Below are 26,989 nucleotides of genomic sequence, written 5' to 3' on the forward strand. Positions count from 1 at the left end.
CGATTGTTCGCACGCTCGAAGCCACAGCCATTTGAGAGAGGATCCGACGGTGCGGGAGACAAGTAACCCGGTATTTCGTTCGTTGCCGAAGCAGGCGGGCGGATACGCGCAATTCGGCCCCGGCGTGCAGTCGGGCTACCCGGCCGACCCCTACGCTCCCTATCAGCAAGGTCGTGAGGCGCGCGCTTCGCGTCCGCTGACCATCGATGACGTCGTCACCAAGACCGGCCTGACGCTGGCGATGCTGTCGACCACCGCCATCGTTTCCTACTTCCTGGTCGCGACCAATCTGAAGCTGGCGATGCCGCTGACCATGGTCGGTGCGTTCGGCGGTTTGGCGCTGGTGTTGATCGCGACGTTCGGGCGCAAGCAGGACAACCCGGCGATCGTGCTCAGCTACGCCGCGCTCGAGGGCTTGTTCCTGGGCGCTATCTCGTTCCTGCTCGCGAACTTCTCAGTGGGTTCGGCCAATGCCGGGGTGCTCATCGGTGAGGCGGTACTGGGCACGCTCGGGGTGTTCTTCGGCATGCTGGTCGTCTACAAGACCGGCGCGATCCGCGTCACGCCCAAGTTCACGCGCATGCTCGTCGCGGCGATGTTCGGGGTGCTGGTGCTGATGCTCGGCAACTTCGTGCTGGCGATGTTCCACGTCGGTGGCGGCGAGGGCCTGGGTCTGCGCAGCGCCGGTCCCATCGGGATTATCTTCTCGCTGGTGTGCATCGGTATCGCAGCCTTCAGCTTCCTCATCGACTTCGACGCCGCCGACCAGATGATCCGCGCCGGTGCGCCGGAGAAGGCTGCCTGGGGCATCGCCCTCGGCCTGACCGTGACTTTGGTGTGGCTGTACCTGGAGATCCTGCGTCTGCTGAGTTATCTGCAGAACGACTAGGGCGTGTCTCCCGAATTGGAAGGCGTTTACCAGCGACGATTGTCCGGTGACGCGGAAGGGTGTTATTTCTGACGAGTTTTGGGCGGCTGTCGAATCGTTGATGCCATCGGATGAGGGCAAGCGGGGCAACAGGTTCGGTGACCATCGTTTGATCCTGGAAGGAATCGCGTGGCGGTTCCGCACGGGTAGCCCATGGCGGGACCTGCCAGCCGATTTCGGACCGTGGCAGACGGTGTGGAAGCGGCATCATCGATGGTCTTTGGATGGTACTTACGACGCGATGTTCGCCCAGGTTGCAGCGGCATTCGGGTTCGACGCTGCGATGGTCGAGGACATCGAGAAGCTGCTGTCGGTGGATTCGACGAGCGTGCGGGCACATCAACATTGCGCGGGGGCACGCTCGGACACGCTCGCCACAGGGGGCTCTGTCGAATTACAAGAAATCGGCCGATGAGCCCGACGATCACGCGATCGGCCGCTCCCGCGGCGGGCTCACCACCAAGATTCACGCCCTGACCGATCAGCGGGAAGCCCCGATCGCGGTCCGGTTGACCGCCGGACAGGCCGGCGACAACCCCCAGCTGGTACCGCTGCTTGACGGCCACGCCGCGGCCTGCAAGGAGCAGGACGTGTCCGGTCGCGACTTCCGATTGCTCGCCGACAAGGCGTATTCGCATCCGAGCACGCGCAACGAATTGCGTTGCCGACGAATCAAACACACAATCCCTGAACGCAGCGACCAGGCCGCTCGACGCAAAGCCAAAGGATCAACAGGCGGTCGCCCACCCGCATTCGACCCCGCCCTCTACGGGCTACGCAACACCGTCGAGCGAGGCTTCAACCGACTCAAGCAGTGGCGCGCCATCGCGACCCGGTACGACAAGTACGCCCTGACCTACCTCGGCGGCGTCCTACTGGCCTGCGCAGTCATCCATGCCCGAGTGGGGGCCACCAAATTGGGAGACACGCCCTAGCCCCTCGACGGGCAAAGCCGGCACACCATTTCGGTGTGCCGGCTTTTCCTTTGTGGGGGTTGTGCGCCCTTGCGGCGGGGGTGTGCGCGTCCTGCGCGCCTGCGCGCCTGCGGCACCACTTCGGGCGTTGAGTCAGCGTGGAGGGCGGCGGCCACTTGCACTTTGTCGCCCTCGGCGCAGAGTCAACGGCGGTTCTCGGGTGTGGTGGCGTCTGCTTTGCCGTTGGTTCTGCGTGGAAGGCGGCGGCCACTCGCACTTTGTCGCCGTACGCGCAGAGTCAACGGCGCGTCAGGGTGTCCCAGGCGCACCGAACCCGTCGAATGACATCGGTTGGCCGGTGGCGGCTGACCACCCGAACCACGGTCCAACCCATACGGTTCAGGTACTCCAAGCGGTCAACGTCCGAGGCGTGCTGGGCGGGGTTGGTCCAATGCTGATCGCCGTCGTACTCGACGGCCAACAAGATGTCCTCCCAGCCCATGTCGAGGAAGTAGCGGGGGAAGCCGTCGCGGCCCAGCACTGGAATCTGAGTCCGGGGCGTCGGAAAACCCGCCTCGATCAACAGCAAGCGCAGCCAAGTCTCTTTCGGCGATTGCGCGCCTGCGTCGACGAGTTCCAACGCGGCTTCCAATTTGCGCAAGCCCCGCGCGTGCCGATGGTTGGCGGACAGCTCAACGACATCGCTGACCTTGAAGTCCGTCGCGGCAGCGAGCGCATCGAGATCGGCGACGGCGCGACCCAACGCCCCGCGGCGACCGATGTCGAATGCCGTGCGCTCGGGTGTCGTCACCGAAAGGCCTTTCAGGACTTGGGTTTCGCCGTCCAACAGCAGATCGGCACGGGTAATGACGCGCTGCGGCGCCCTCGCATTGCGCCAGATCAGTTCGATCGGTGCCGCCTGGTCGATCCACCTCGAGCCGTGCAATGCCGACGCCGCGGCACCCGCGATCACCGCCTGCTGCCGCGACCACAGCCACGCCGCTGTTGTTCGCTGTTGCAAGGACGGCTCAATCCGCTTGTCCAGGTAGACATTCGGCATGATCGCGCGGTAGTAGGTGCGCAATTCATGGCGGCTCAAGACGCCGGCAGCCAGCGCCTCACTGCCGATGAATGGTTGCCGCGGGCTGTTCATGTCGACATCGTGGCCGCAGGCACTGACACCGCTGTTGGTTCTGCGCCCAGGGCGGCGAAAGTCGAGTGGCCGAGGCCCTCGACGCAGAGTCAACGCCAAAGCCGCGGGCACCGCTGTTGGTTCTGCGCCCAGGGCGGCGAAAGTCGAGTGGCCGAGGCCCTCGACGCAGAGTCAACGCCAAAGCCGCGGGCACCGCTGTTGGTTCTGCGCCCAGGGCGGCGAAAGTCGAGTGGCCGACGCCCTCGACGCAGAGTCAACGCCAAAGCCGCGGGCACCGCTGCTGGTTCTGCTGCTAGGGCGACAAACGTCGAGTGGCCGACGCCCTCGACGCAGAGTCAACGCCAAAGCCGCGGGCACCGCTGTTGGTTCTGCGTCCAGGGCGACAAAAGTCGAGTGGCCGCCGCCCTCAACGCAGAGTCAACGCCGAAGATGCAGACGCCAAGGCCGCCTAGCTCAGCCGCTCGATCACCATCGCCATGCCCTGCCCGCCGCCGACGCACATCGTCTCCAGGCCGAATGTCTTGTCGTGCGTGGTCAGGTTGTTGAGCAGCGTCGCGGTGATCCGGGCGCCGGTCATACCGAACGGGTGGCCCAAAGCGATGGCGCCGCCCGAGACGTTCAGCTTGTCCTCATCGATACCCAACTCGCGCGCCGACCCCAGCACCTGCACTGCGAAGGCCTCGTTGATTTCGAACAGGTCGATGTCGCCCACCGACATACCGGCCCGCTGCAAAGCCTGCTTGGACGCCTCGATCGGGCCCAGCCCCATGATCTCGGGGGACAACCCGCTGACGCCGGTCGACACGATGCGCGCCAACGGCTTCAGGCCCAGTTCCTTGGCCTTGACATCACTGGTGATCACCACCGCCGCGGCACCGTCGTTCAGCGGGCAGGCGTTGCCCGCCGTCACCGTGCCGTTGGGCCGGAACACCGGCTTCAGCTCGCTGATCTTCTCGTACGTGGTGCCCGCCCGCGGCCCGTCATCGGTGCTGACCGTCGAACCATCCGGCAGCGTGACCGGCGAGATCTCGCGCTCGAAGAACCCGCTCTTGATGGCCTCCTCGGCCCGGTTCTGACTGCGTACGCCCCAGTGGTCCTGGTCCTCGCGAGAAATGCCGGTCAGCAGCGCGACGTTCTCGGCGGTCTGGCCCATCGCGATGTAAATGTCGGGAACGTTGCCGTCGGCGCGCGGGTCGTGCCATTCGTCGGCTCCCGCGGCCGCGGCGGTCGTCCGCTCCTGAGCAGCGTCATATAACGGGTTCTTGGTGTCGGGCCAACCGTCGGCATTGCCCTTCCCGAAACGGGACACAGTCTCGACACCGGCCGAGACGAAGACGTCGCCCTCACCGGCCTTGATCGCGTGGAACGCCATCCGAGTCGTCTGCAGCGACGACGAGCAGTACCGGTTGACGGTGGTGCCAGGCAGGAAGTCGTAGCCGAGCGCCACCGCGACCACGCGCGCGATGTTGAAGCCGGACTCACCGCCGGGCTGGCCGCACCCCATGATCAGGTCGTCGATCTGGTGCGGGTTGAGCGCGGGCACCTTGTCGAGCGCGGCGCGCACCATCTGCGCAGCCAGGTCGTCGGGCCGGATGCTGATCAGCGACCCTTTCATGGCGCGGCCGATCGGCGAGCGGGCGGTTGAAACGATGACGGCTTCCGGCATGACGGCTCCTCGATTGGGGTTGCGAAGCCGAGCCTAACGCGCCCTACCCGGAGGCAACCGCGGCGGTCGCACGCACTGTCGACGGGCGCGGCCACCACCGGGACACGATGGTTCGGCGGGCAGCCATGACCGGCAGCGCAATGGGCCGCGCCAGCGCGGGAATCCTCTCGCTCAGTGCTTCACACAGCGCAAGCAGCAACTGCTCGGCCGCTTCGGCATAGCCGGCCGCCGACGGGTGGTAGCGGTCGGAGGAGAACATCAGCTCGGGCATCTCCCGGAACTTGGGGGCCAGCAGATGCGCCAGCGGAACCGGCACTCCGCCGGCCGCCCGGACGGCCGCGGCCTGGGCACGGGCGAGCTGCAAACCTCGGGTGCGCGCCAGCGAGCGCAGCGGCTGCGGGATGGCGGTGATGAGCCCGAAGTCCGGGCAGGTACCGACCACCACGACGGCGCCCCGGTTGCGCAATTTGCGCACCGAGGTCCCGAGCCGCTGGGCGGACGGTCCGACACCATTGAGAGCGGTGATGTCGTTGGCGCCGATGATGATCACCGCGACGTCCGGCGGCGGCCCCGCCACGAACATCGCGTCGACCTGACCGAGAACTCCCTTGGACGTGGCGCCGACGATGGCTTTCGTGCTCAGCCTGATTCGTAGACCGGACTGCTCGGCCAGTCGCCGCGCGATGACCACGCCGGGCACTTCTTCCGCGGTGGCGCACCCATATCCGGTCGCGGTCGAGTCGCCGAAAATCATCAGGTGCAGATCGAACGGAGTTCCGTACCGCCACCGCTGCACCGGGCCACCGCTGGGGGCATAGACGCCGTCGGCACGCGGCGGCGGATCCCAGTTCTTCGGGATCACGGTGCGCACATGCGTCGCCTGACCAACCAGCAGGTTGCGTGCGCCCAGATAGGCCGAGCCTGTCGAGGCGAGTGCACCCGCTGTGGCCAGAGCGATCGTCGAACGCCGCGGCACATGCACGCCCACGGGCATCAGTTTAGGACGGTTGTGCTCATTTCGGGGGTAGCTGACAAACAAACCGGTTACGGTGTGACACAGATGTGGTATCGAAAGCGATTACTAGGAAGTTGAGTGGGTAGAGGACTGTCAAGCTAAGTCTGCGAGGTTGGCTGAACGATTGCTCAGCTTCTTCGTCGCATGCTGTATCGGACTACAACGGCGTAGGAAGTGTTGAGCATGACCGCACCCAGTAAGGTCTCTGGCGCACCTAGAGTCGCCATTCGCCCGCGCGACGCGCTGAAGGCTCGTAGACTCGAAGCACGCAGATTCGCCATCAGCGACGGGGCCCCCGTCGAGGTTGTCGAGTCTGGGCCGAGTGTCGCTGCCCGGTTCGCTACGCTGGCCTCTCGCGTGACGATCCGGCCGGTTTTGGCAGCCGGCAGCTACGTTCCGCACCTGCCCTGGCCATGGGGACTGATCGACCATGCCGCACGCGTGCTGTTACCGGCCACCAGTACCGTCAGAGCCGAGGTGACCTTACCTAATGCGTCGGCCCAGCTGGTTCGTGCGGCGGGCGTGCTGCCGGCCGACGGCACCCGGCGAGTCGTGCTTTACTTGCACGGCGGTGCTTTCCTAACCTGCGGAGCAAACTCTCACGGCCGGCTGGTCGAATCGCTGTCGAAGTTCGCTGACGCACCCGTTCTCGTCGTCAACTACCGGTTGATGCCCAAGCATTCGATCGGGATGGCGCTCGACGATTGCCACGACGGCTACCGATGGCTCCGGTTGCTGGGCTACGAACCGGATCAGATTGTGCTGGGCGGCGACTCCGCCGGAGGGTACCTCGCGCTGTCTCTCGCGCAGCGCCTACTGCGCGAAGGTGAAGAGCCCGCAGCGCTCGTCGCGATCTCGCCACTGCTGCAGCTGGCAAAGGAAGCCAAGCAGTCTCATCCCAACATCAAAACGGATGCGATGTTCCCCGCGAGGGCCTTCGATGCGCTCGGCGCTTTGGTTGCTAGCTGTGCCGCGAAGAACACCGTGAACGGTCAGCCGGAAGAGATCTACGAGCCGCTGGACCACATCGAGCCGGGCCTACCGCGGACCCTGATCCATGTGTCCGGATCCGAGGTGCTGTTGCACGACGCGCAGTTGGCGGCGAGCAGACTTGCGGCCGCCGGGGTGCCGGCCGAGGTGCGGGTGTGGCCGGGCCAGGTTCACGACTTCCAGGTCGCCGGGCCGCTGCTGCCCGAAGCCGTGCGCTCGCTGCGCCAGATCGGCGAGTACATCCGCGAGGCGACCGGCTAACACCCGCGGAGCGATTGTGCGGCCTGCGGGACCGCCTGCGACGATAGGCGCATGCGGATCGCGCAGCACGTCAGTGACCTCATCGGCGGCACGCCCCTGGTTCGGCTGAACTCCGTCGTCCCCGAAGGCGCGGGGATCGTGGCCGCGAAGGTGGAGTACCTCAACCCCGGTGGCAGCTCCAAGGACCGGATCGCCGAGCGGATGATCGACGCCGCCGAGGCCAGCGGGGAGCTGCGGCCAGGCGGCACGATCGTCGAGCCTACGTCGGGCAACACCGGCGTCGGACTTGCCCTGGTGGCCCAGCGGCGTGGCTACAAGTGCGTGTTCGTCTGCCCGGACAAGGTCGGCGAGGACAAGCGAAACGTGTTGCGGGCGTACGGCGCCGAGGTCGTCGTCTGCCCGACGGCGGTACCGCCTGAGGACCCGGACAGCTACTACAGCGTCTCCGACCGGTTGGTCCGGGAAATAGAGGGCGCGTGGAAACCGGACCAGTACTCCAACCCCGAAGGGCCGGCCAGTCACTACGCGACCACCGGCCCCGAGATCTGGGCGGACACCGACGGCAAGGTCACTCACTTCGTCGCCGGCATCGGCACCGGCGGCACGATCACCGGCGCCGGACGCTACCTCAAGGAGGTATCGGACGGGCGGGTGCGCGTCATCGGCGCCGACCCGGAGGGGTCGGTGTACTCCGGTGGCACCGGGCGGCCCTATCTGGTCGAGGGTGTCGGTGAGGATTTCTGGCCGGCGGCCTACGACCCGTCGGTGCCCGACGAGATCATCGCCGTCTCGGACTCCGACTCCTTCGAGATGACCAGACGGCTGGCCCGCGAGGAGGCCATGCTCGTCGGCGGATCGTGCGGGATGGCCGTCGTCGCCGCCCTGAAGGTGGCCGAGCACGCCGGGCCCGACGCGGTGATTGTGGTGCTGCTGCCCGACGGCGGCCGCGGCTACATGGCCAAGATCTTCAACGACGCCTGGATGTCGTCGTACGGATTCCTGCGCAGCCGGCTCGACGGCTCGGCCGCCGAATCGACGGTTGGCGACGTGTTGCGCCGCAAGTCCGGCGCGCTGCCCGACCTGGTGCACACCCATCCCTCGGAGACCGTGCGCGACGCCATCGGGATCCTGCGGGAGTACGGGGTGTCGCAGATGCCGGTGGTGGGGGCGGAGCCGCCGGTGATGGCCGGGGAGGTCGCCGGCAGTGTCTCCGAACGCGAACTGCTGTCGGCGGTGTTCGAGGGTCGGGCCAAGCTGGCCGACGCGGTCAAGCAGCACATGAGCCCGCCGCTGCGGCTGATCGGCGCCGGGGAAATGGTCAGCGTCGCCGGCAAGGCGTTACGCGATCAGGACGCCCTGATGGTCGTCGAGGAGGGCAAACCGGTCGGCGTCATCACCCGCTACGACCTGCTGGGCTTCCTCTCCGAAGGAACTCGACGGCGCTAGTGGGGCTGTGACGTAGCTCTCGGTGCTGCGGTACTGTATCCGGCTGAGTTCAGCAAAGTCCGCTCTTGGAAGGGTTGCCCATGACCGATCAGCCCGGCGGGTCCTACCCGCCACCGCCGCCGCCCCCTGGCTCCTCGGGCGCCGCGCCCTCGGGTGGGCACCTTCCGCCGTCCGCGCCGCCCCCTCCGGGCAGCAGTGGTGACTTCTCCCAGTCCGTCGGGGGCTCCGCACCTCCTCCGCCACCGCCGCCACCGCCGGCCGGCGGTTACCCGCCGCCACCCCCGGCCGCCGGCGGATATGCGCCCCCGCCGCCCGGACCCGCGGTCAAGGGGCTGGCGACAGATGCCTACACGCCTTGGATCACGCGCGTGCTGGCGTTCCTCATCGACTACGCTCCGGTCATCGTCGTCCTGGGTATCGCGCAGGTTATCGACATGCTCACGCAAGAGGAGTCGTGCGTCACCAGCGTCAACCAGTACGACGTCGCGCAGTACTGCTACACGCAGGGGTCGATCATCGGCGTCTTGGCGCAGGGCCTGGCGTCGCTGCTGATCCTGGCGTACGTGGTCTGGAACTACGGATACCGGCAGGGCACGACCGGCTCGAGCATCGGCAAGTCGATCCTGAAGTTCAAGGTGGTCAGTGAGGTCACCGGAGAGCCGCTCGGTTTCGGGATGTCGCTGGTGCGGCAGCTCGCGCACTTCGTCGACGCGATCATCTGCTACGTCGGGTTTTTGTTCCCGTTGTGGGACAGCAAGCGTCAGACCCTGGCGGACAAGATCATGACGACGGTGTGTCTGCCGCTCTGACGGCGTTGAAGCTGCGCTGAGGGCGGTGCTGCTCGCACTTCCTCGCCCTCACCGCAGCGTCAACCGCGCGCCGGTGCGCGATTAGGCTGGGGGTCGATGAGCGACGACCACGCATTCAACGGACTTGCCACCAAAGCCATCCACGCGGGCTACCGCCCTGACCCGGCGACCGGCGCCGTCAACGCCCCTATCTATGCCAGCAGCACCTTCGCCCAGGACGGCGTCGGCGGTCTACGTGGCGGGTTCGAATACGCGCGCACCGGCAACCCGACCCGCTCGGCGCTGGAGGCCTCGCTGGCCGCGGTGGAGGACGGCACTTACGGGCGGGCGTTCAGTTCCGGCATGGCTGCCACCGACTGTGCGCTGCGGGCGCTCCTGCGCCCCGGCGACCACGTCGTCATCCCCGACGACGCCTACGGCGGCACGTTCCGGCTGATCGACAAGGTGTTCACGCAATGGGGCATCGCGTACACCCCGGTGGCGCTGTCGGACCTCGACGCCGTGCGCGCCGCGATGAACCCGCAGACGCGATTGATCTGGGTTGAGACGCCCACCAACCCGCTGCTGTCGATCGCCGATATCAGCGGAATCGCTCAGATCGGCGCCAGCAGCTCGGCGAAAGTGTTGGTGGACAACACCTTTGCTTCCCCGGCGCTGCAGCAGCCGCTGACGCTCGGTGCGGACGTGGTGTTGCATTCGACCACCAAGTACATCGGCGGCCACTCCGACGTCGTCGGGGGAGCCCTGGTGACCAACGACGAAGAACTGGACCGGGCGTTCGCGTTCCTGCAGAACGGGGCCGGCGCCGTGCCCGGGCCGTTCGACGCCTACCTCACCCTGCGCGGCCTGAAGACGCTGGTGCTGCGGATGCAGCGGCACAGCGAAAACGCCGCGGCGGTTGCGGATTTCCTGGCGGGCCACCCCGCGGTGAGCGGCGTGCTGTATCCCGGTCTGCCCGGTCACCCCGGGCATGAGGTTGCCGCCCGGCAGATGCGCGGTTTCGGTGGCATGGTCTCGGTGCGGATGCGCGGCGGGCCTGCGGCCGCCGAGAAACTGTGCGCTCAGACCCGCGTGTTCATCCTGGCCGAATCGCTGGGAGGGGTGGAGTCGCTTATCGAGCACCCCAGTGCCATGACGCACGCATCCACGGCCGGATCCCAGCTGGAGGTTCCCGACGATCTCGTCCGGCTTTCGGTGGGAATCGAGGATGTTGCGGATCTGTTGGCCGACCTGGAACAGGCGCTCACCTAGTTACCGCGAGCAGACGCGAAATCGCACGGCGCGGACCCCGCGCGTGCGATTTCGCGTCTGCTCGCGCAGGGAAATCAGGAGTGGTAGGGCTCCGCGCTGACCAGCGTCACCTCGACGGTGTTGCCGCTGGGCACCTTGTAGCTGCGGGTCTCGCCCACCTTGGCGTCGATCAGAGCACCGCCCAACGGTGAGTTCGGCGAATAGACCTCGAGCTTGCCGTCGTTGACGCCTTCCTGGCGGGTCGCGATCAAAAAGGTCTCGCTGTCGTCCTTGTCGCCGTTGTAGTAGACCTTCACCACCGAACCCGGCAGCGCGACGCCTGACTGCTTGGGCGCCTCACCGACCTTGGCGTTGTTGAGCAGATCCTGCAGCTGGCGGATACGGGCCTCCTGCTGGCCCTGCTCCTCGCGGGCGGCGTGGTATCCGCCGTTCTCGCGTAGGTCGCCCTCTTCGCGGCGGTCGTTGATCTCGGCGGCGATGATCGGGCGATTCGCGATCAACTGGTCGAGCTCGGCCTTGAGTCGGTCATGTGACTCCTGGGTCAACCAGGTCACCTGAGTGTCCGTCATCTCGTGGCGCTCCTTGTACTTGTTGTTCCGCGCAAGCTGTGGTCCCGATGTTGGGCGTGTGCGGGTCCCCACCCCGGGTGCTGCAACTCCGCTCTGCTCACGGCCTCTAATGCAGCAATACACGGTCCCAAGCAGGACCGTGCATTCATCCATGTTACCACCGCGCAAACGGTAGATGACCGACATATCCGCAGTTCGGCGTTTTGCTACCCGCTCACTGAGCCCGCAGATAGCCGGGCACGTCCGCGCCGCAGCCGTACACGTCCGCCATCGCCGGCGGCTTGCTCGATTTGAGCGTTGTGGTCACCTGCACGGTGTTCTGGCCGGCCGGGGGCACCAGCACTTCGCGGCGGCCCGTCTCGCTGCCGTCTTTCGACCTGATCCGCACAATGCAGTCGACCGGCCGCGACGGGTCGCTGCGGTACACGCTGATGGTCACCGACGCCGTCTGGTCATCGATCACCTCGTAGCCGGCGAGGGTGCCTTTGACCGGGCCGGACCCGATTTGCCGGTAAGCAACGATCGCGATGCCGACTCCCGCCGCCAGGACCAGTACGGTCAGGCCGATAACGACGCGGCGCCGCGTTTTGCGCGACAGCCGATCACGTCCGTAGCGTGCCTCGGGCCGGGCGAAGGAATCCTCGGTCAAGTGCTCAGTCATGCCCTCGGGAGTTGTGGGGTACAGGAGAACTGGAAGTATAGGGGGCACTCACACGGTCGGTGGGCGGCCAATGGACGGACTCGGAAGAACAGATGCAAGGGAGCTCGTGAGCAAACTGCGATTGATGGCGGTGCACGCCCACCCCGACGACGAATCCAGCAAGGGGGCCGCGACGCTGGCGCGCTATGCCGATGAGGGCCACCGCGTCATGGTGGTGACGCTGACCGGCGGCGAGCGCGGTGAGATCCTGAACCCGGCGATGGACCTTCCCGATGTGCACGGACATATCCACGAAATTCGCCGGGACGAGATGGCCAAGGCCGCCGAGATCCTCGGCGTCGAACACCACTGGCTGGGCTTCATCGACTCCGGCCTGCCCAAGGGCGACCCGCCGCCGCCCCTGCCCGAGGGCTGCTTCGCCCTGGTGCCGTTGGAAGAGTCCACCGAAGCGCTGGTGCGGGTGGTCAGGGAGTTTCAGCCGCACGTGATGATCACCTACGACGAGAACGGCGGCTACCCGCACCCGGACCACATCCGCTGCCACGAGGTATCCGTCAGCGCCTACGAAGCGGCGGGCGATTATCGACGGTTCCCCGACGCCGGGGAGCCGTGGTCGGTGTCCAAGCTGTATTACGTGCACGGTTTCCTGCGGGCGCGGATGCAGCTGCTGCAGGACGAATTCGCCAAGAACGGCCAGGAGGGTCCGTTCGAGAAGTGGCTGACGCACTGGCTTCCGGAGAACGATCACTTCGAGAAGCGGGTGACCACCCGCGTGGAGTGCTCGGCGTATTTCGGTCAACGCGACGATGCCCTGATCGCCCACGCCACCCAGATCGATCCGAACGCCGAGTTCTTCGCCGCGCCGATCGAGTGGCAGGAGCGGCTGTGGCCGACTGAAGAGTTCGAGCTGGCCCGCTCGCGGGTGCCGGCCCGCATACCGGAGACCGATCTGTTCGAGGGGATCTTCGAGCCGTGAACCACTTTCTGCTCACCGTGATCGCTGCCGGCCCGAAGAACAACGGACCGGATTTCGGCAAGGCCAGTCCCCTGGGGCTGGTGGTGGTCGTGCTGCTCATCGTCGCCACCGTGTTCCTGGTCCGTTCGATGAACAGGCAGCTCAAGAAGGTCCCGGAGTCCTTCGATCGCCAGCACCCCGAGCCGGATCAAGCCGCCGATGAAGGCACTGACACGGTCGAGCCTCCGGCCACCGACGCTGACAGCAACCGGCCGCCGGGCTCGGCCCATGAGCCCGGCTGACCTGCCCGGGACGAACACACTCGGCCAGGCCACCAGCCCGTACCTGCGCCAGCACGCCGACAACCCGGTGCACTGGCAGCAGTGGGGTCCGCAAGCACTCGCCGAGTCCGCTGCGCGTGACGTGCCGGTGCTGCTGTCCATCGGTTACGCCGCCTGCCACTGGTGCCACGTGATGGCCCACGAATCGTTCGAGGACGACGAGGTGGCCGCGGCCATGAACGCCGGGTTCGTCTGCATCAAGGTGGACCGCGAAGAGCGTCCGGACATCGACTCGGTCTACATGAACGCCACCGTCGCGCTCACCGGGCAGGGTGGCTGGCCGATGACGTGCTTCCTCACCCCGGACGGACGGCCCTTCTTCTGCGGCACCTACTACCCCAAAGATGCTTTTCTGCAACTGCTTTCGGCGATCAACGAGACATGGACGCAACGGCGCGCCGAGGTGGAGGAGGCCTCCGACCACATCGCCGGCGAATTGCGCTCGATGGCGTCAGGGCTGCCGGGCGGTGGGCCGGCGATCGTGCCCGGCTTGTGTGACGACGCCGTCGCCGCCGTGCTGCGGGATCAGGACGTCGTGCACGGCGGATTCGGCACTGCCCCGAAGTTTCCGCCGTCGGCGCTGCTCGAGGGCCTGCTCCGCAGCTACGAACGCACCGAGTCATCCGAAGTCTCGGAGGCGGTGTCGCGGGCGGGTGCAGCCATGGCCCGCGGCGGCATCTACGACCAACTCGCCGGCGGCTTCGCCCGGTACAGCGTCGACCACGCCTGGGTGGTGCCGCATTTCGAGAAGATGCTGTACGACAATGCGCTGCTACTGCGGTTCTACGCCCACTGGGCCCGGCGGACCGGGGATCCGCTGGCCCGCCGGGTCGCCGCGCAGACCGCGCGCTTTCTGCTCGACGACCTGGCCGACGGTGACATGTTCACCTCGTCGCTGGACGCCGACGCCGACGGGCGCGAGGGATCGACCTACGTGTGGACGCCGCCGCAGCTGATCGAGGTGCTCGGGTCCGACGACGGGCGCTGGGCGGCGAAGGTTTTCGGGGTATCCCGAGTGGGCACCTTCGAGCACGGGGCATCGGTGCTGCAATTGCCCGTCGATCCCGAAGACCCGCAACGTCTGGGACGGGTGCGCGCCGCATTACTGGGCGCCCGGCTCACCCGCTCGCAGCCGGGACGCGACGACAAAGTGGTCACTTCCTGGAACGGGCTGGCGATCACCGCCCTGGCCGAAGCCAGTGTCGCTCTGGATGACCCGAGTTTGGCGCACGCGGCAGTGCGTTGCGCGACGGCGCTGCTAAACGTGCATCTCGTTGACGGGCGACTGCGGCGTGCCAGTCTCGCCGGGGTGGTGGGGGACAGCGCGGCCATCCTCGAGGACTACGCGATGCTCGCCACCGGATTGCTGGCGCTATACCAATTGAGTCCCGACGACAGCTGGTTGGCTGCGGCCACCGCGCTGCTGGACACCGCGGTGGAGCATTTCAGCGATCCGCAGCGTCCGGGCCGCTGGTTCGACACCGCCGACGACGCCGAGCAACTCGTGCTGCGACCCGCCGATCCATTGGACGGGGCGACGCCGTCGGGCGCCTCGTCCATCGCCGAGGCGCTGCTCGCTGCCGCACACCTGGCTTCGGGGGACCTGGCCGAGCGGTATCTACATATCGTCGGCGAAACCCTTGACGCGCATTCGGTGCTGCTGGCGCGCGCCCCACGTTCGGCCGGGCACTGGCTGGCGGTTGCCGAGGCCGCCGTGCGCGGGCCGCTGCAGATCGCGGTCGCGTGCGCCGGACCGGCATCGCCGTTGCTCACCGCTGCCCGCCAACTGGCGCCCGGCGGGACGCTCGTCATCGGAGGCGCGCCGGACTCGTCGCCACTGCTGGCCGGACGCGACCGGGTGGCCGGGGCCGACGCCGCCTATGTGTGCCGCGGCCGGCTTTGCGACTTGCCGGTGACCGGCGCGGACCAACTCGCCGCCGCCCTGGGAATCCCCGGGTAGTAGCGTGCGTCACATGCCGAACACCGCTGACAGGACGCAAGCGATCACCGACACGGTCAACCGCTACATCGCCACGGTGACCAGCGGCAGCGCCGATGACCTGGCGGCCTTCTACGCCGATGACGCCACGCTCGAGGATCCCGTCGGCGGCGAGGTGCACATCGGCACCGGCGCCATCCAGGGCTTCTATTCGTCGGTCACGGGCGTCGAGCGTGAGTGCGAACTGGTGACGCTGCGCGTCTCGGGCAACGAGGCGGCCTTCCACTTCCGGCTGACGATCACCGCCGGCGACCACAAGATGCGGATCGAACCGATCGAGACGATGGTCTTCGACGCCGACGGGAAAGTCACCGCGATGAAGGCGTACTGGTCACCGGCCGACGTGACTCAACTCTGAAACCTCAGAAGACGACGAACCACATCGCGATGTAGTGGCAGATCGCCGCGACCGCGGTGCAGGCGTGGAAGAACTCGTGATAGCCGAACGTCGACGGCCACGGGTCAGGCCACTTCAGCGCATAGAGAATCCCGCCGATGCTGTAGAGAGCGCCGCCGACGAACAGCAGCACCATCGCGGCGACCCCGGCGTTGTGCAGGATCGAGCCGGTGTACCAGACCGCTACCCAGCCCAGCAGGATGTACAGCGGCACGCCCACCCAGCGCGGCGCCGTCGGCCACAGCATCTTGAGCGTGACCCCGGCCAACGCGCCGCCCCACACGATCGCCAGCACGACGTGTCCGTCGTGTCCGGGCAGGGCCAGCAAGGCGAACGGCGTGTAGCTGCCGGCGATGAAGATGAAGATCATCGAGTGATCGGCCCGCTTCATCCAGATGCGGGCGGTGTCCGACTTCCAGTTGACGCGGTGGTAGGTGGCGCTGACGGTGAACATGATGATGGTGGCGAAGGTGTACAGCATCGTCGCCAGGCCGGCCTTGGTCGAGTCCAGAGCCCAGGACACCGCGACCAGCGATGCGCCGGCGAAAACGGCAGCACCCGCGGAATAGACGTGGATCCAGCCGCGGAACCGCGGCTTCTTGAGAACCTTGGCGACGCCCTCGGCGATCTGGTGGGCGGCGTTGGCCGGCGATGGACCTTCCCGATCCGGTTCTGTACTGGTGAGCGTGCTGGTCTGGCTGCTCATCTGTGCTTCTGCCCTCGCCTTGTCGGTCGTGAATGTCTTTGGCCAAGCCTAACGGGACTGCCTGAGAGAACCCCGTCAGACGTGGCGTGATATTGCCGGAAATGGCGGCCGAAGTTTGGTGTCGGTCACAGTAGTGTGGGATTCCGTGGAGATCATCCCGCCGCGGATCAAGGAGCCGTTGTACCGGCTCTACGAGCTGCGACTGCGGCAGGGTTTGGCCGCGTCGCGATCCGAGTTGCCACGCCACATCGCGGTGTTGTGCGACGGGAACCGGCGGTGGGCGCGCAGCCTGGGATACGACGACGTCAGTGTCGGCTACCGGATGGGCGCGATCAAGATCGCCGAGATGCTGCGGTGGTGCCAGGAAGCCGGCATCGAGATGACCACCGTCTACCTACTCTCCACAGAGAACTTGCAACGCGACCCCGAAGAGCTCGCCGCGCTGATCGAGATCATCACCGACGTCGTCGAAGAAATCTGCGCCCCCGCCAACCACTGGAGCGTCCGGACCGTCGGCGATCTTCAGTTGTTGGGTGAGGCGCAGGCGCGCCGGTTACGCGACGCGGTGGACTCCACACCGCAGAACGCGTCGTTCCACGTCAATGTCGCGGTGGGCTACGGCGGCCGTCAGGAGATCGTCGACGCGGTGCGCGCGTTGTTGGGCAAGCGACTGGCCGACGGTGCCACCGCCGAGGAACTCATCGACGCCGTAACCGTCGAAGGAATTTCCGAGAATCTGTACACCTCGGGGCAGCCCGACCCCGACCTGGTGATCCGAACCTCAGGCGAGCAGCGGCTGTCGGGTTTTTTGCTGTGGCAGAGCGCCTACTCGGAGATGTGGTTCACCGAGGCGCACTGGCCGGCGTTCCGTCGGGTCGATTTTCTGCGCGCGCTGCGCGACTACAGCATGCGCAACCGTCGCTACGGCAAGTAGTCGAGCGCCAGGTGAGCGGCGTCACACCGCCCTTCGGCGTGTCGTTTTGGCCCAGTTTTGTCACACTCACTGTGTCATTCCTGTCGTGTGGAGGCACTGCCCGCGACCCTGTAGCAAACTTTGTCTGATTCGCGGTGTAGCTCAGGATCGGCTAGCTAGGTCATAGACAACACTCACATTAGTTAGTATGTCGACCCAATTGTTCGGGGGTTACTCATCGGTAGGCCATGTCTAATAACGTCCTAAATAGGTTGTGCCCCAAGGTATTACGCTGATGAAATGGATTTATTGCCGGGGTCAACAGTTTCACTAGCGCCTTACTAACATGAATTCAATAGTGGAATTGTGGATATTCAGGCTTCGGCTAACGGCGCCCAGCAGTGGGCCCGCAGACACGCCCAGAGAAATCTGAAAAGACGTGTTGTCAGATCTGGTGTTTCGGTCTCGCGTGGATGTACATTCCCAATCGCGTGTCCAACCGTCGGCCATGAACCACAGGAGTTTCAGCAATGTCGTATTTGGTGGCTGCCCCTGACCTCTTCGCTGCTGCGGCAACGAATTTGCAGAGTCTGGGTGCGTCGATCAACGAGGCCAACGGGGTCTGGGCGAGACCTGTCGCTGCTTTGCTGCCTGCTGCCCAGGACGAGGTGTCGGCAGCCATCGCCGCGCTCTTCGGCTCGCATGCGCAGAGCTATCAAGCGCTGAGCTCTCAGGCGGAGGCATTCCACCAACAGTTTGTGCAAACCCTCAGTTCTGCGAGTAACGCCTATTCGACCGCCGAGGCGATGAACGCATCGCCGTTGCAGGGCGTGATGGACCTGATCAACGCGCCGACCAACGCGCTGCTTGGGCGCCCTCTGATCGGAAACGGCACCGACGGGGCCGCGGGGACCGGCGCGAATGGCGGCGCGGGCGGACTGCTGTGGGGCAACGGTGGCGCGGGCGGGTCCGGTGCGGCGGGCCAGGTCGGTGGTAACGGCGGCGCCGCCGGCCTGTTCGGCACCGGCGGCATCGGTGGTACGGGCGGAGCCGGCGCCGCCGGCGGAAACGGCGGCTCCGGCGGCATCTTGTTCGGCAACGGCGGTATCGGCGGAACGGGCGGCGTCGGCGCCGCCGCAGGTTTGACCGGGGGCGCGGGCGGTATCGGTGGAAATGCCGGCTTCTTCGGCGCGGGTGGCGCGGGCGGCGTGGGCGGTGCCGGTGGCGCCGGCGACCCGTTGTCCGGTGCCGCCGGCGGTAACGGCGGTGTCGGCGGGCTGGGCGGCAACGGCGGGACGGTGTTCAGCACGGCGGGCGCTGGTGGCGCGGGAGGTGCCGGTGGTGCCGGTGGCTCCGGCTTCGACGCCGTCGGGGGTGGCGCGACGGGAGGCGTCGGCGGTGCCGGCGGTAATGGTGGTGCCGGCGGCGCTGCCGGCAGCACGGGCATGTTCGGCGCCGGCGGGGTGGGTGGTGCAGGTGGTGCCGCCGGACTCGGGGGCGCGGGCGGTGTCGGCGGCGACGGCGACATCGGCAACATTCACGGTGGCGCTGGCGGCCAGGGCGGTAACCCCGGCATCGGTGGTGTGGGCGGAGCCGGTTCGCTCGGCGCGGCGAACGGCGCCGCGGGCGCCGCGGCCACCAGCGGCGGCAACGGCGGTGCCGGTGGGTTGGGCCTTACTGCCGCCGGTGGGTCTAACGCGACCGGCGGCAACGGCGGTGCCGGCGGCAATGCAGGTACGGCTGGTCACGGGGGCGTCGGCGGCGCCGGCGGCAACGGTGACGGCAGCGGAGCAGGTGGCAACGGCGGTACCGGTGGTATCGGCGTGGTCGGTGGTACTGGTGGTGCCGGCGGCGACGGCGGCGTAACGGGCAACGGCGGCAACGGTGGTGCGGGTGGTGCCGGTGTGGCCGGCGCCGCAGGGGCGAACGGTGCTACCCCGGGTGCCGGTGGCGGAACGGGCGCGGTCGGCGGTATCGGTGGCGTCGGCGGCGCCGGTGGTCACGGCGGTGCGGTGTCGGGCAACGGCGGTAACGGCGGCGCCGGCGGTGTGGGTGGTCTCGGTGGTGCCGGCGGCGCTGGAGCGACCGGGGCGGACGCAACCGTCGCCGGAGCCACCGGCGGGACCGGCGGCCTCGGCGGCAATGGCGGGGCCGGCGGCCACGGTGGTGCCGGGGGTGCTGGGGGTACCGCGCTGGGCAGCGGGACCGGTGGGGTAACCGGCGTCGGAGGCGCGGGCGGCCAAGGCGGTGCGGCAGGGATCGGCGGTGACGGTGGCGTCGGCGGCGCCGGCAGCCAGACTGTGCGCAATGGCGGTACCGGCGGCCAGGGTGGAAATCCCGGTATAGGCGGGGCCGGCGGGGCTGGTGGGGTGAACGGCACCGGAACCAGCGTCGCTGCTTCCGGTGCAGCGGGTGCGGTCCCGCTGACCGGTGGCAACGGCGGCACCGGTGGCGCGGGCTGGAACGCGGTAACCCCGGGCGCCAATGGCGGTAACGGCGGGCGCGGCGGCGCCGGCGGTCTTGTCGGTAACGGCGGCGATGGCGGTGTCGGCGGTAGCGGCGCCATCGGCGCCACCGGCACCGACCCGACCCAGAACGACGGAGCCGGCGGGACCGGCGGAAACGGTGGTCGCGGCGGTGATGGTGGTGTAGCCGGAACAACCGCCGGCTTCGGTGGTACCGGTGGCAACGGCGGGATCGGCGGGCAAGGCGGTACCGGAGCGACTGGGGCCAATGCAGCGGATCCGACCGCGATCGGCGGCACGGGTGGTAAGGGCGGCACTGGCGGTGTCGGCGGCAACGCGGGCAACGGCGGCAACGCGCCGAATCCCCTTGGAAACGTGGGTGCGGGTGGTAACGGTGGTGCCGGTGGGGCGGCCGGCCTCGGCGGCGACGGCGGCAGAGGCGCCGATGGCACCGCCGCCCTCTTCAACGGCAGCGCGGGTGGCATCGGTGGTAACCCGGGCACGGGCGGGGCCGGCGGACAAGGCGGCGTCGGATCGAGCTTCGGCGGCAACGGTGCGGGCGGTGCCGCGGCCACCAGCGGCGGCAACGGTGGTGCCGGTGGCAATGGTTACAGCGACCCCACCCTCAGCGGCCTTGCCGGCGGTGACGGTGGCGTCGGCGGCCAGGCTGGCGCCGTCGGTAACGGTGGTGCCGGCGGCAAGGGTGGCAACGGCGCCCAGGGCGTCACGGGTGCCGCCGAGTTCGAAACCGGTGGCACCGGCGGCATCGGCGGTAAGGGTGGTGCCGGTGGGCAAGGTGGCTCCATATCCGGCAACGGGGGTGCCGGTGGCGCCGGCGGTATCGGTGGGAAAGGCGGAACCGGCGCGGCCGGTATCGACTCGATTGATCCGACTCTTGCTGGTGGCGCAGCCGGTCAAGGTGGTGTCGGTGGCCAGGGTGGTCTCGGCGGCAACGGCGGCGGCGTGACACTTGGGAAGGGAACGGTCGGCGTGGGTGGCGCCGGTGGTAACGGCGGTGCCGCCGGTATCGGCGGGAACGGCGGCGACGGCGCCGCCGGCACCGCTACCCACATCGACGGCAGTGCAGGTGGTCTGGGCGGTAACCCGGGTACCGGAGGGATTGGCGGTAACGGCGGCTCCGGCTCCGCCGCCGGTGCCAAGGGCGGCACGGGGGCTGCGGCCACCTTCGGCGGCGACGGCGGTGACGGCGGTGCGGGCTTCGCTGCTGAAGCGGGCTCCAACGCAACCGGTGGCGTCGGTGGCACCGGTGGTGCCGGCGGTGTGCTGGGTAACGGCGGTACCGGCGGTGTCGGTGGTGCCGGCGATGGCAGCGGTGCTGGTGGCGCCGGCGGTGACGGCGGAGTCAGCGGAGCACAGGCCGGCAACGGTGGCACCGGTGGCACCGGTGGTGCTGGCGGGGCGACGGGTACCGGCGGCATCGGTGGTACGGGTGGCCTCGGCCAATCGCCGTTGGGTATCGGCGGTGCCGGTGGTCACGGCGGTGCTGGCGGTGCGACATCCGGTGACGGTGGCGCGGGTGGCACCGGCGGTATCGGCCAGGCCGGCGGCGGTGCCGGCGGCGACGGTGGCGACGCCGGGAAGAGCGGCAACGGCGGGGCCGGCGGCACCGGTGGCGCCGGTCTGCCGGGCAAGGACGGTGCGGCCGGGGTCGGCTCGGGCGGCAATGGCGGCAACGCAGTTGCCGGCGGTTTCGGTGGTGCCGGTGGTAACGGCGGTGCCGGCGGCACGGTGTCCGGTAACGGCGGGGCCGGCGGTATGGGTGGTGCTGGTGCAAAGGGCGGAACGGGCGGCAATGCCACCGACTCGACGAACCCGAATACGGCTGGCGGTGCTGGTGGCAAGGGTGGTGCCGGCGGCCAGGGTGGTGCCGGCGGTAACGGTGGTGCAGCCACCGCAGGCACCGTGGGTGCTGCCGGAGACGGTGGGGCCGGTGGTGGAGCGGGCCACGGCGGTGACGGCGGCAAGGGTGCCAACGGCACGGCGGGCGTCATCAACGGCAGCAATGGCGGTCAGGGCGGTGACGCAGGCCTCGTCGGGACCGGTGGTGTGGCGGGCACCGGCTCGACCGCAGGCTCTAACGGCGCTAACGGCGCTGACGCCACCAACAGCGGCCACGGCGGTGCCGGTGGCAACGGCTTCGACAACGCGGCGAACACCACCGGTGCGGCCGGCGGCAGCGGCGGCAAGGGTGGTGCCGGCGGTTCGCACGGTGACGGCGGTAACGGCGGCACCGGTGGCAACGGCGGGACCGGCGCCACGGGTGGAGCCAGCGCCGTTGGCGGGACCGGCGGCGCGGGCGGAAATGGTGGCGCCGGCGGTGCCGGCGGATCCGTCCTCGGTGACGCGGGTAATGGCGGCAACGCCGGAAGCGGCGGCAAGGGCGGCCAGGGTGGTAACGGTGCGGTTGGCGGCAACTCCAGCACCGCCAATGGCACCGCCGGCACCGGCGGTGCAGCGGGCGACGGAGGCAAGGGTGGAGCCGGCGGCAACGGCGGCGCCGCGGGTACGGCCACGCTCGGCAACAACGGCACCGCCGGTAACGCCGGTAACGGCGGCGACGGCGGCAACGCCGGGACGGCCGGCAACGGCGGTACCGGCACGGGCAACCGCACCAACGGCGGCACCGGCGGTGCTGGTGGCGATGGTGGCGCCGGCGGCGCCGGTGGTACCGGTGGTGCCGGCACCGCGACCACCGACGGTGGCGTTGGTGGCAACGGTGGCAAGGGTGGCATCGGATCCGTCGGGGGTACTGGTGGAGCCGCCACCGGTACGACCGGTGGCAACGGTGGCGGCGGTGGTACCGGCGGTGACGGCGGCGCCGGCGGTAACGCGGGTGCGGGTGGCAATGGCCAGAACGGTGGCGCAGCGGGTAGCGCCGGTGACGGTGGCCAGGCTGGCAACGGCGGTAACGGCGCCACGGGGGGCAATGGCCAAAACAGCAACACGGCCGCCAACCGCGACGCACGCGCCGGTGGCGCCGGCGGCAACGCCGGTGTGGGTGGTGCCGGTGGCGCTGGCGCGTCCGGCGGCACCGCGATCGGCGGCGGCACCAACGGGGCGGCGAGCGGCGGTGGCGACGGTGGCGCCGGCGGTCAGGGCGGTGCCGGCGGTGCCGGTGGCACTGGCGGTCAAGGTTCCAGCGGTAGCCAACCTGGCGGCCTGGGCGGCAATGGTGGTGCGAGCGGTAACGGCGGTGCCGGTGGCGCCGGCGGTGCTGGTGGTGCCGGTACCGACACGACCGCAGGTGCGGCCGGTGGTAATGGCGGGCAAGCCGGCGCCGGCGGCACCTCAGGCGCCGGCGGCAAGGGCGGCAATGGCCTTGGTACCAACCAGAATGGTGGTCAAGGTGGCAATGCCGGCACAGCCGGCTCGGGCGGTGTCGGCGGTGTCGGCGGCGACGGCGGTGACGGCAACGGCGGCGGGAACGGTGGAAACGCCGGGAACTCCGGCAACGGCGGGCAGGGCGGCGCCGGCGGCGGTGGCGGCACCCCGACGGGCACCGGCATCGGTGGAACTGCCGGCAACGGCGCGAACGGCGGCGCCGGCGGCAACCACGCCATTGGCGGTACCGGCGGAACCGGCCTGGGCGGCGGGCTCGATGGCGGCAACGGCACCAACGGCATCCCCGGTACGGGCGGCGGCGGCGGTGCGGCGGGCACTCCGGGTACGGGCGGCGCCGCAGGTACTGCGGGCATCAACGGTCCTAACGGCACGTAACACCTCAACCCGGCCCGCTAGGTACTACTGCACACACGTCGAACAGCGATCGTCTGAAATGTTAGGAAGAGGATTGAGCCGGTGAGTTTCCTGACCTTGCCACCTGAGATCAACTCGCTGAACATGTTGCTCGGCGCGGGATCGGCGCCGATGGCGTCGGTGGCGTCGGCGTGGGACGGTTTGGCTGCCGAGCTCGGCTCGGCGTCGTCGTTCTTCGAGGCGGTGACCTCCGGGCTGGTCAACGACGCGTGGCAGGGCCCGGCTGCGGCGGCGATGGGGGCGGCGGCCTCCCCCTATGCGGCGTGGCTTAGTGCCGCGGGAGCGGTGGCCGAGCAGGCGGCGTCGCAGGCCCGGGTGGTGGTGTCGGCCTACGAGACGGCGCGGTCCACGATCGTGCATCCGGCATTGATTGCGGGCAACCGGAATTCGTTCGTATCGCTGGTGTTGTCGAACATCTTCGGACAGAATGCACCGGCGATCGCGGCCGCGGAGGCGGCTTATGAGGAGTTCTGGGCGCAGGACATCGTCGCGATGTTGGGCTATCACGGCGGCGCGTCGGCGGCGGCTGCGGCGCTGACCCCGTTCACGAAGCTGCCTCTGGCCTTGGGCGGCGCCGGTGGCGTGGCCAAGGCGGTGGCCACGCAGGCGTCGGGCCTCGCGACCGCCGTCGCCGCTGCGGCACGCGGTGGATCTGGGAATCTGAGCAGTTTGCTGGGCAGCTTCAGATTCGGTGGAGCTGACCTCGGCAGCATTCTGCGCGGTGTGCAGACAGGCACCGGGGGCCTGGCGAATCTGAAGCTGCAGGCCCTCGGCTGGGGCGGCACGGGTAGCGGCGCGCTCGCGTCGGCTGCGTCCTCCGCTCGTGGCTTCGGGTCCTTCGCTGGTTGGGGTCGTCAGCTCAGCGTCGGCGGCTGGGAGAACCTGCTCACTCAGGTCGTCGGCTCTCCGAATGTGACTGGTTTGGTGACCACGGCGCTCAGCAGCCCCGGTTTGACCAAGTTGGTGACGGGCCTGCTCAGCAATCCCAACTTCACGGCGGCGCTGACCAACGTGCTCGGTAGCCAGGCGGTCACTCAGGCGGTGCACACCGTTGCGAACAGCCCTGCGCTGACCAGCGCTGTCAACGCCGTATTGGCGAACCCGGGCGCGGGCAGCCTGGTGACCAGCGTGCTGAATTCGACGGCGGTGGTGAACAGCGGCGGCTTGACCGGCCTGGTGGGCACCGTGCTGAGCGCGGGCGGCGGTGTGCAGCTGAGCAGCCTGCTGCAGAGCCTGAGCGCCGGCTATACCGGTGGCGGTCCGTTGGCGGCTGTTGCCGCAGCCACCACCGACGCCTTCGGCAATACCGGTACCGGCAATATCGGGTTCGGTAACACCGGGGATAACAACATCGGATTCGGCAACACCGGTAACGGCAACATCGGGATCGGCAACTCCGGTGTTGACCTGCGCGGCATCTTGAATGCCGGCGTGGGCAACTCCGGGTTGTTCAATACCGGCAGTTACAACACCGGTATCGGCAACTCCGGCACCGCCAACACCGGTCTGTTCAATCCGGGCAATTTCAATACCGGTATCGGTAACCGCGGCAGCTACAACACCGGAAGCTTCAACGAGGGCAGTTTCAACAGCGGTGACTTCAACGGTGGTGACACCAACACCGGCTGGTTCAATACCGGCGACCTCAACACCGGTATCGGTAACTCCGGGGACATCAACACCGGCATCGGCAACTCCGGCAACATGAACGTCGGGATGTTCGTCCGCGGCGACGCCCAGGGCGCGACCAGTGTTTCCTACTCGGTCCACATCAACCAGATTCCCGTGGACTTCGGGATGCGCTTCCCGGTGAACACGACGATCGCCGGCGGCACATTCGACATCACCACTCAGCCGTGGAACATCGGGGTGCTCAACCTGGGCACTCTCAGCAACACCTCCGGCACCATCGGTCCCATCGACGTTCCGAGCATCACGATCAGCGGACCACGGCTGCACTTCACACTCGGCGCCCCGGGATACACCACATACGGGGGCATCGTCGGCACCATCGGCCCGATCGATATTCCGTTGTTCTCGATCCCGGTGGGCATGGGCTTCGGCAACACGACGGCGACCCCGTCGTCGGGGTTCTTCAACAGCGGCTCGGGCGGTTCCTCGGGGTTCTTCAACACCGGTGCGGGCAGTTCGGGGTGGCAGAACATGGGACTGGGTGCCTCGGGTGTGGGCAATGTGGGCGACCTGACGTCGGGCATGCGCAACCTGGGCAACAGCATCTCGGGCTGGTTCAACGCGAGCTCGTTGGACGCGGCGCAGGCCGCGGTCATCTCTGGCTTCGGCAATGTCGGCAGCGAGGTCTCCGGGTTCTTCCACAACGCGGTGACCGACTTCACCACCGTGAGCATCGGGTTGGGCAACCAGGGTGGCCTGAACGTGGGCGGCGGCAACATCGGCCAGCTGAACTTCGGCTTCGGCAACGTCGGTGACTTCAACTTCGGTGGCGGCAACTTCGGGGACTACAACTTCGGGTTCGGTGACCTGGGTAGCAACAACTTCGGGTTCGGCAACCTGGGCGACGGCAACATCGGTTTCGGCAACTCGGGCAGCGGCAACATCGGCTTCGGTAACACCGGCAACGGCAACATCGGTTTCGGTAACTGGGGTAACGGCAACAGCGGCGTGGCTAACTGGGGGGACAACAACTCCGGTATCGGGTTGCTCGGCAGCGGCAACGTCGGCTTCGGCGGCTTGAACGCCGGTACCGACAACATCGGCCTGTTCAACTCCGGCACCGGTAACCGTGGCTTCTTCAACTCCGGTACCGGTAACACCGGTATCGGCAACGCCGGTGACTACAACACCGGCATCGGTAACACCAGCATCGGCAACACCGGTATCGGCAACACCGGCAGCTACAACGCCGGCTTCGGTAACACCGGCAGCTACAACTCGGGAAGTTTCAACGCCGGCAGCTTCAACACCGGGTCCGCCAACGCGGGCGACCTCAACACCGGAGCCTTCAACGGCGGCAGCATCAACACCGGCTTCGCCAACTCGGGCGACCTCAACACCGGTTCCTTCAACACCGGCAGCATGAACACCGGTTCATTCATCCTGGCCGACAGCCGAGTGCTCGACGGTTTCACCATCCCGATCAATTTCCCGGCGATTCCGATCGACCTGGTGGCGAGTACCAACGTGGCGATCCCGATCACCGGCCAGTTCGACCCGATCACCATCTACCCGATCATTGTCAACGTCCCGGTCAACATGAGTGCGCTCGGTCTCGTCAACATCAATGGAGTCGTCCCGTCCGCAATTGTGGACCCAATCGTCATCAACCCGATCGTCCTGATGGACGTCGTGTATGGCGCGGACTTTGCGCTGCCCATCCAGTTGACGCTCCTCGGCCAACTCAACCTCAGGGTGCCGGGGCTGCTCGGTATCGGGAACTCCGTGGGGTCGTTGGCGTCGGGTTTCTTCAACGGCAGTTCCGGCGGCACTTCAGGTTTCTTCAACTCCAGCGATCTGAGTTCGGGCTTCGCCAACGCCAACGGGGCGCTGACCTCGGGCTGGTACAACGCCGGTTCGTTGCTGTCCGGCTGGCAGAACCTCGGGACCGCCATCTCCGGATTCGCCAACACAAGCACCCTGGCCGCGAACACCGCGGCCATGATCTCTGGCGTCGGCAACATCGGCAGCCAGGTCTCCGGCTTCTGGAACGGCCAGTTCAGTGCGCTGCAGGCGGCGCTGGCGGACTGGGTGGCCGGCTGATGACGTGCCTCCCCGCCCCGGACAGCCGAGCGTTGTTC

At 67.9% G+C, this 26,989-nt stretch carries 18 protein-coding genes and 1 pseudogene; 13 read left to right on the plus strand and 6 right to left on the minus strand.

What is annotated here, in order from left to right:
• The first annotated feature begins 49 nt into the window (after window positions 1–49).
• Together ACNQS7_RS26475 and ACNQS7_RS26480 are read left to right on the plus strand one after the other, a co-directional pair.
• The gene (locus tag ACNQS7_RS26475) at window positions 50–889 is read left to right on the plus strand and encodes a Bax inhibitor-1/YccA family membrane protein (RefSeq protein ID WP_055578486.1); all 840 of its coding nucleotides are present in this window, start codon (window positions 50–52) and stop codon (window positions 887–889) included.
• Window positions 890–935: 46 nt separating this feature from the next.
• Window positions 936–1,863, plus strand: a pseudogene (locus ACNQS7_RS26480) (IS5 family transposase).
• A gap of 277 nt (window positions 1,864–2,140) precedes the next feature.
• Here ACNQS7_RS26480 and ACNQS7_RS26485 read toward each other — a convergent pair.
• The 3 genes from ACNQS7_RS26485 to ACNQS7_RS26495 all read right to left on the minus strand — a co-directional run bounded on the left by ACNQS7_RS26485 (window position 2,141) and on the right by ACNQS7_RS26495 (window position 5,637).
• Window positions 2,141–2,995 (minus strand): endonuclease domain-containing protein, encoded by an 855-nt coding sequence (locus ACNQS7_RS26485; protein WP_418014873.1) that lies wholly within the window; start codon window positions 2,993–2,995, stop codon window positions 2,141–2,143.
• A gap of 448 nt (window positions 2,996–3,443) precedes the next feature.
• On the minus strand, window positions 3,444–4,661 hold the full coding sequence (locus ACNQS7_RS26490; protein ID WP_418014874.1) for an acetyl-CoA C-acetyltransferase: 1,218 nt from the start codon (window positions 4,659–4,661) through the stop codon (window positions 3,444–3,446).
• A gap of 43 nt (window positions 4,662–4,704) precedes the next feature.
• Window positions 4,705–5,637: an SGNH/GDSL hydrolase family protein gene (locus tag ACNQS7_RS26495; RefSeq protein ID WP_418016159.1), complete on the minus strand. Its 933-nt coding sequence runs from the start codon at window positions 5,635–5,637 to the stop codon at window positions 4,705–4,707.
• 222 nt (window positions 5,638–5,859) lie between these two features.
• On the opposite strand from ACNQS7_RS26495, the gene ACNQS7_RS26500 reads away from it, so the two are divergent.
• The 4 genes from ACNQS7_RS26500 to ACNQS7_RS26515 all read left to right on the plus strand — a co-directional run bounded on the left by ACNQS7_RS26500 (window position 5,860) and on the right by ACNQS7_RS26515 (window position 10,433).
• Window positions 5,860–6,927 carry an alpha/beta hydrolase gene (locus ACNQS7_RS26500; protein ID WP_418014875.1) on the plus strand — a complete coding sequence of 356 codons (1,068 nt, stop codon included), beginning with the start codon at window positions 5,860–5,862 and terminating at the stop codon, window positions 6,925–6,927.
• A gap of 51 nt (window positions 6,928–6,978) precedes the next feature.
• Complete coding sequence (locus ACNQS7_RS26505; RefSeq protein WP_418014876.1) at window positions 6,979–8,373, plus strand: cystathionine beta-synthase; 1,395 nt, start codon at window positions 6,979–6,981, stop codon at window positions 8,371–8,373.
• An 80-nt stretch (window positions 8,374–8,453) separates the two neighbouring features.
• Window positions 8,454–9,182 carry an RDD family protein gene (locus ACNQS7_RS26510; RefSeq protein WP_418014877.1) on the plus strand — a complete coding sequence of 243 codons (729 nt, stop codon included), beginning with the start codon at window positions 8,454–8,456 and terminating at the stop codon, window positions 9,180–9,182.
• Window positions 9,183–9,278: 96 nt separating this feature from the next.
• The gene (locus ACNQS7_RS26515) at window positions 9,279–10,433 is read left to right on the plus strand and encodes a cystathionine gamma-synthase (RefSeq protein ID WP_418014878.1); all 1,155 of its coding nucleotides are present in this window, start codon (window positions 9,279–9,281) and stop codon (window positions 10,431–10,433) included.
• 74 nt (window positions 10,434–10,507) lie between these two features.
• On the opposite strand, the gene greA is transcribed toward ACNQS7_RS26515, so the two are convergent.
• Entirely contained in the window at window positions 10,508–11,002 is a 495-nt protein-coding gene (gene greA, locus ACNQS7_RS26520; protein WP_055578479.1) for a transcription elongation factor GreA, read from the minus strand.
• Window positions 11,003–11,216: 214 nt separating this feature from the next.
• Window positions 11,217–11,651 carry a DUF4307 domain-containing protein gene (locus ACNQS7_RS26525; protein WP_418016160.1) on the minus strand — a complete coding sequence of 145 codons (435 nt, stop codon included), beginning with the start codon at window positions 11,649–11,651 and terminating at the stop codon, window positions 11,217–11,219.
• Window positions 11,652–11,769: 118 nt separating this feature from the next.
• Here ACNQS7_RS26525 and mca point away from each other — a divergent pair, with 118 nt between their 5' ends.
• Genes mca through ACNQS7_RS26545 form a run of 4 tightly spaced genes read left to right on the plus strand, consistent with a single transcriptional unit; the run spans window position 11,770 to window position 15,316 of the window.
• Window positions 11,770–12,639 carry a mycothiol conjugate amidase Mca gene (gene mca / locus ACNQS7_RS26530; protein ID WP_310773261.1) on the plus strand — a complete coding sequence of 290 codons (870 nt, stop codon included), beginning with the start codon at window positions 11,770–11,772 and terminating at the stop codon, window positions 12,637–12,639.
• Complete coding sequence (locus tag ACNQS7_RS26535) at window positions 12,636–12,920, plus strand: hypothetical protein (RefSeq protein ID WP_418014879.1); 285 nt, start codon at window positions 12,636–12,638, stop codon at window positions 12,918–12,920. Before mca ends, ACNQS7_RS26535 begins: the two co-directional genes overlap by 4 nt.
• Entirely contained in the window at window positions 12,907–14,919 is a 2,013-nt protein-coding gene (locus ACNQS7_RS26540) for a thioredoxin domain-containing protein (protein WP_418014880.1), read from the plus strand. The genes ACNQS7_RS26535 and ACNQS7_RS26540 overlap by 14 nt, the downstream gene beginning before the upstream one ends.
• 13 nt (window positions 14,920–14,932) lie before the next feature.
• The gene (locus ACNQS7_RS26545) at window positions 14,933–15,316 is read left to right on the plus strand and encodes a nuclear transport factor 2 family protein (RefSeq protein WP_418014881.1); all 384 of its coding nucleotides are present in this window, start codon (window positions 14,933–14,935) and stop codon (window positions 15,314–15,316) included.
• A 4-nt stretch (window positions 15,317–15,320) separates the two neighbouring features.
• Here the strand turns inward: ACNQS7_RS26545 and trhA are convergent, their stop codons facing one another.
• Window positions 15,321–16,061, minus strand: coding sequence for a PAQR family membrane homeostasis protein TrhA (trhA, locus tag ACNQS7_RS26550; RefSeq protein WP_418014882.1), 741 nt, complete (start codon window positions 16,059–16,061; stop codon window positions 15,321–15,323).
• Between the two features lie 145 nt (window positions 16,062–16,206).
• On the opposite strand from trhA, the gene ACNQS7_RS26555 reads away from it, so the two are divergent.
• The 3 genes from ACNQS7_RS26555 (at window position 16,207) to ACNQS7_RS26565 (ending at window position 26,951) form a co-directional block, all read left to right on the plus strand.
• A complete protein-coding gene (locus ACNQS7_RS26555) occupies window positions 16,207–16,995 on the plus strand; it encodes a (2Z,6E)-farnesyl diphosphate synthase (protein WP_418016161.1) in 789 nt (262 codons plus the stop codon).
• Window positions 16,996–17,504: 509 nt separating this feature from the next.
• Window positions 17,505–23,177 (plus strand): PE family protein, encoded by a 5,673-nt coding sequence (locus ACNQS7_RS26560; protein WP_418014883.1) that lies wholly within the window; start codon window positions 17,505–17,507, stop codon window positions 23,175–23,177.
• An 81-nt stretch (window positions 23,178–23,258) separates the two neighbouring features.
• Entirely contained in the window at window positions 23,259–26,951 is a 3,693-nt protein-coding gene (locus tag ACNQS7_RS26565) for a PPE family protein (protein WP_418014884.1), read from the plus strand.
• Window positions 26,952–26,989: the final 38 nt, after the last annotated feature.

Origin of the sequence: Mycobacterium sp. 23 (assembly GCF_048287075.1) — a bacterium.
GTDB classification, from domain to species: domain Bacteria; phylum Actinomycetota; class Actinomycetes; order Mycobacteriales; family Mycobacteriaceae; genus Mycobacterium; species Mycobacterium gordonae_B.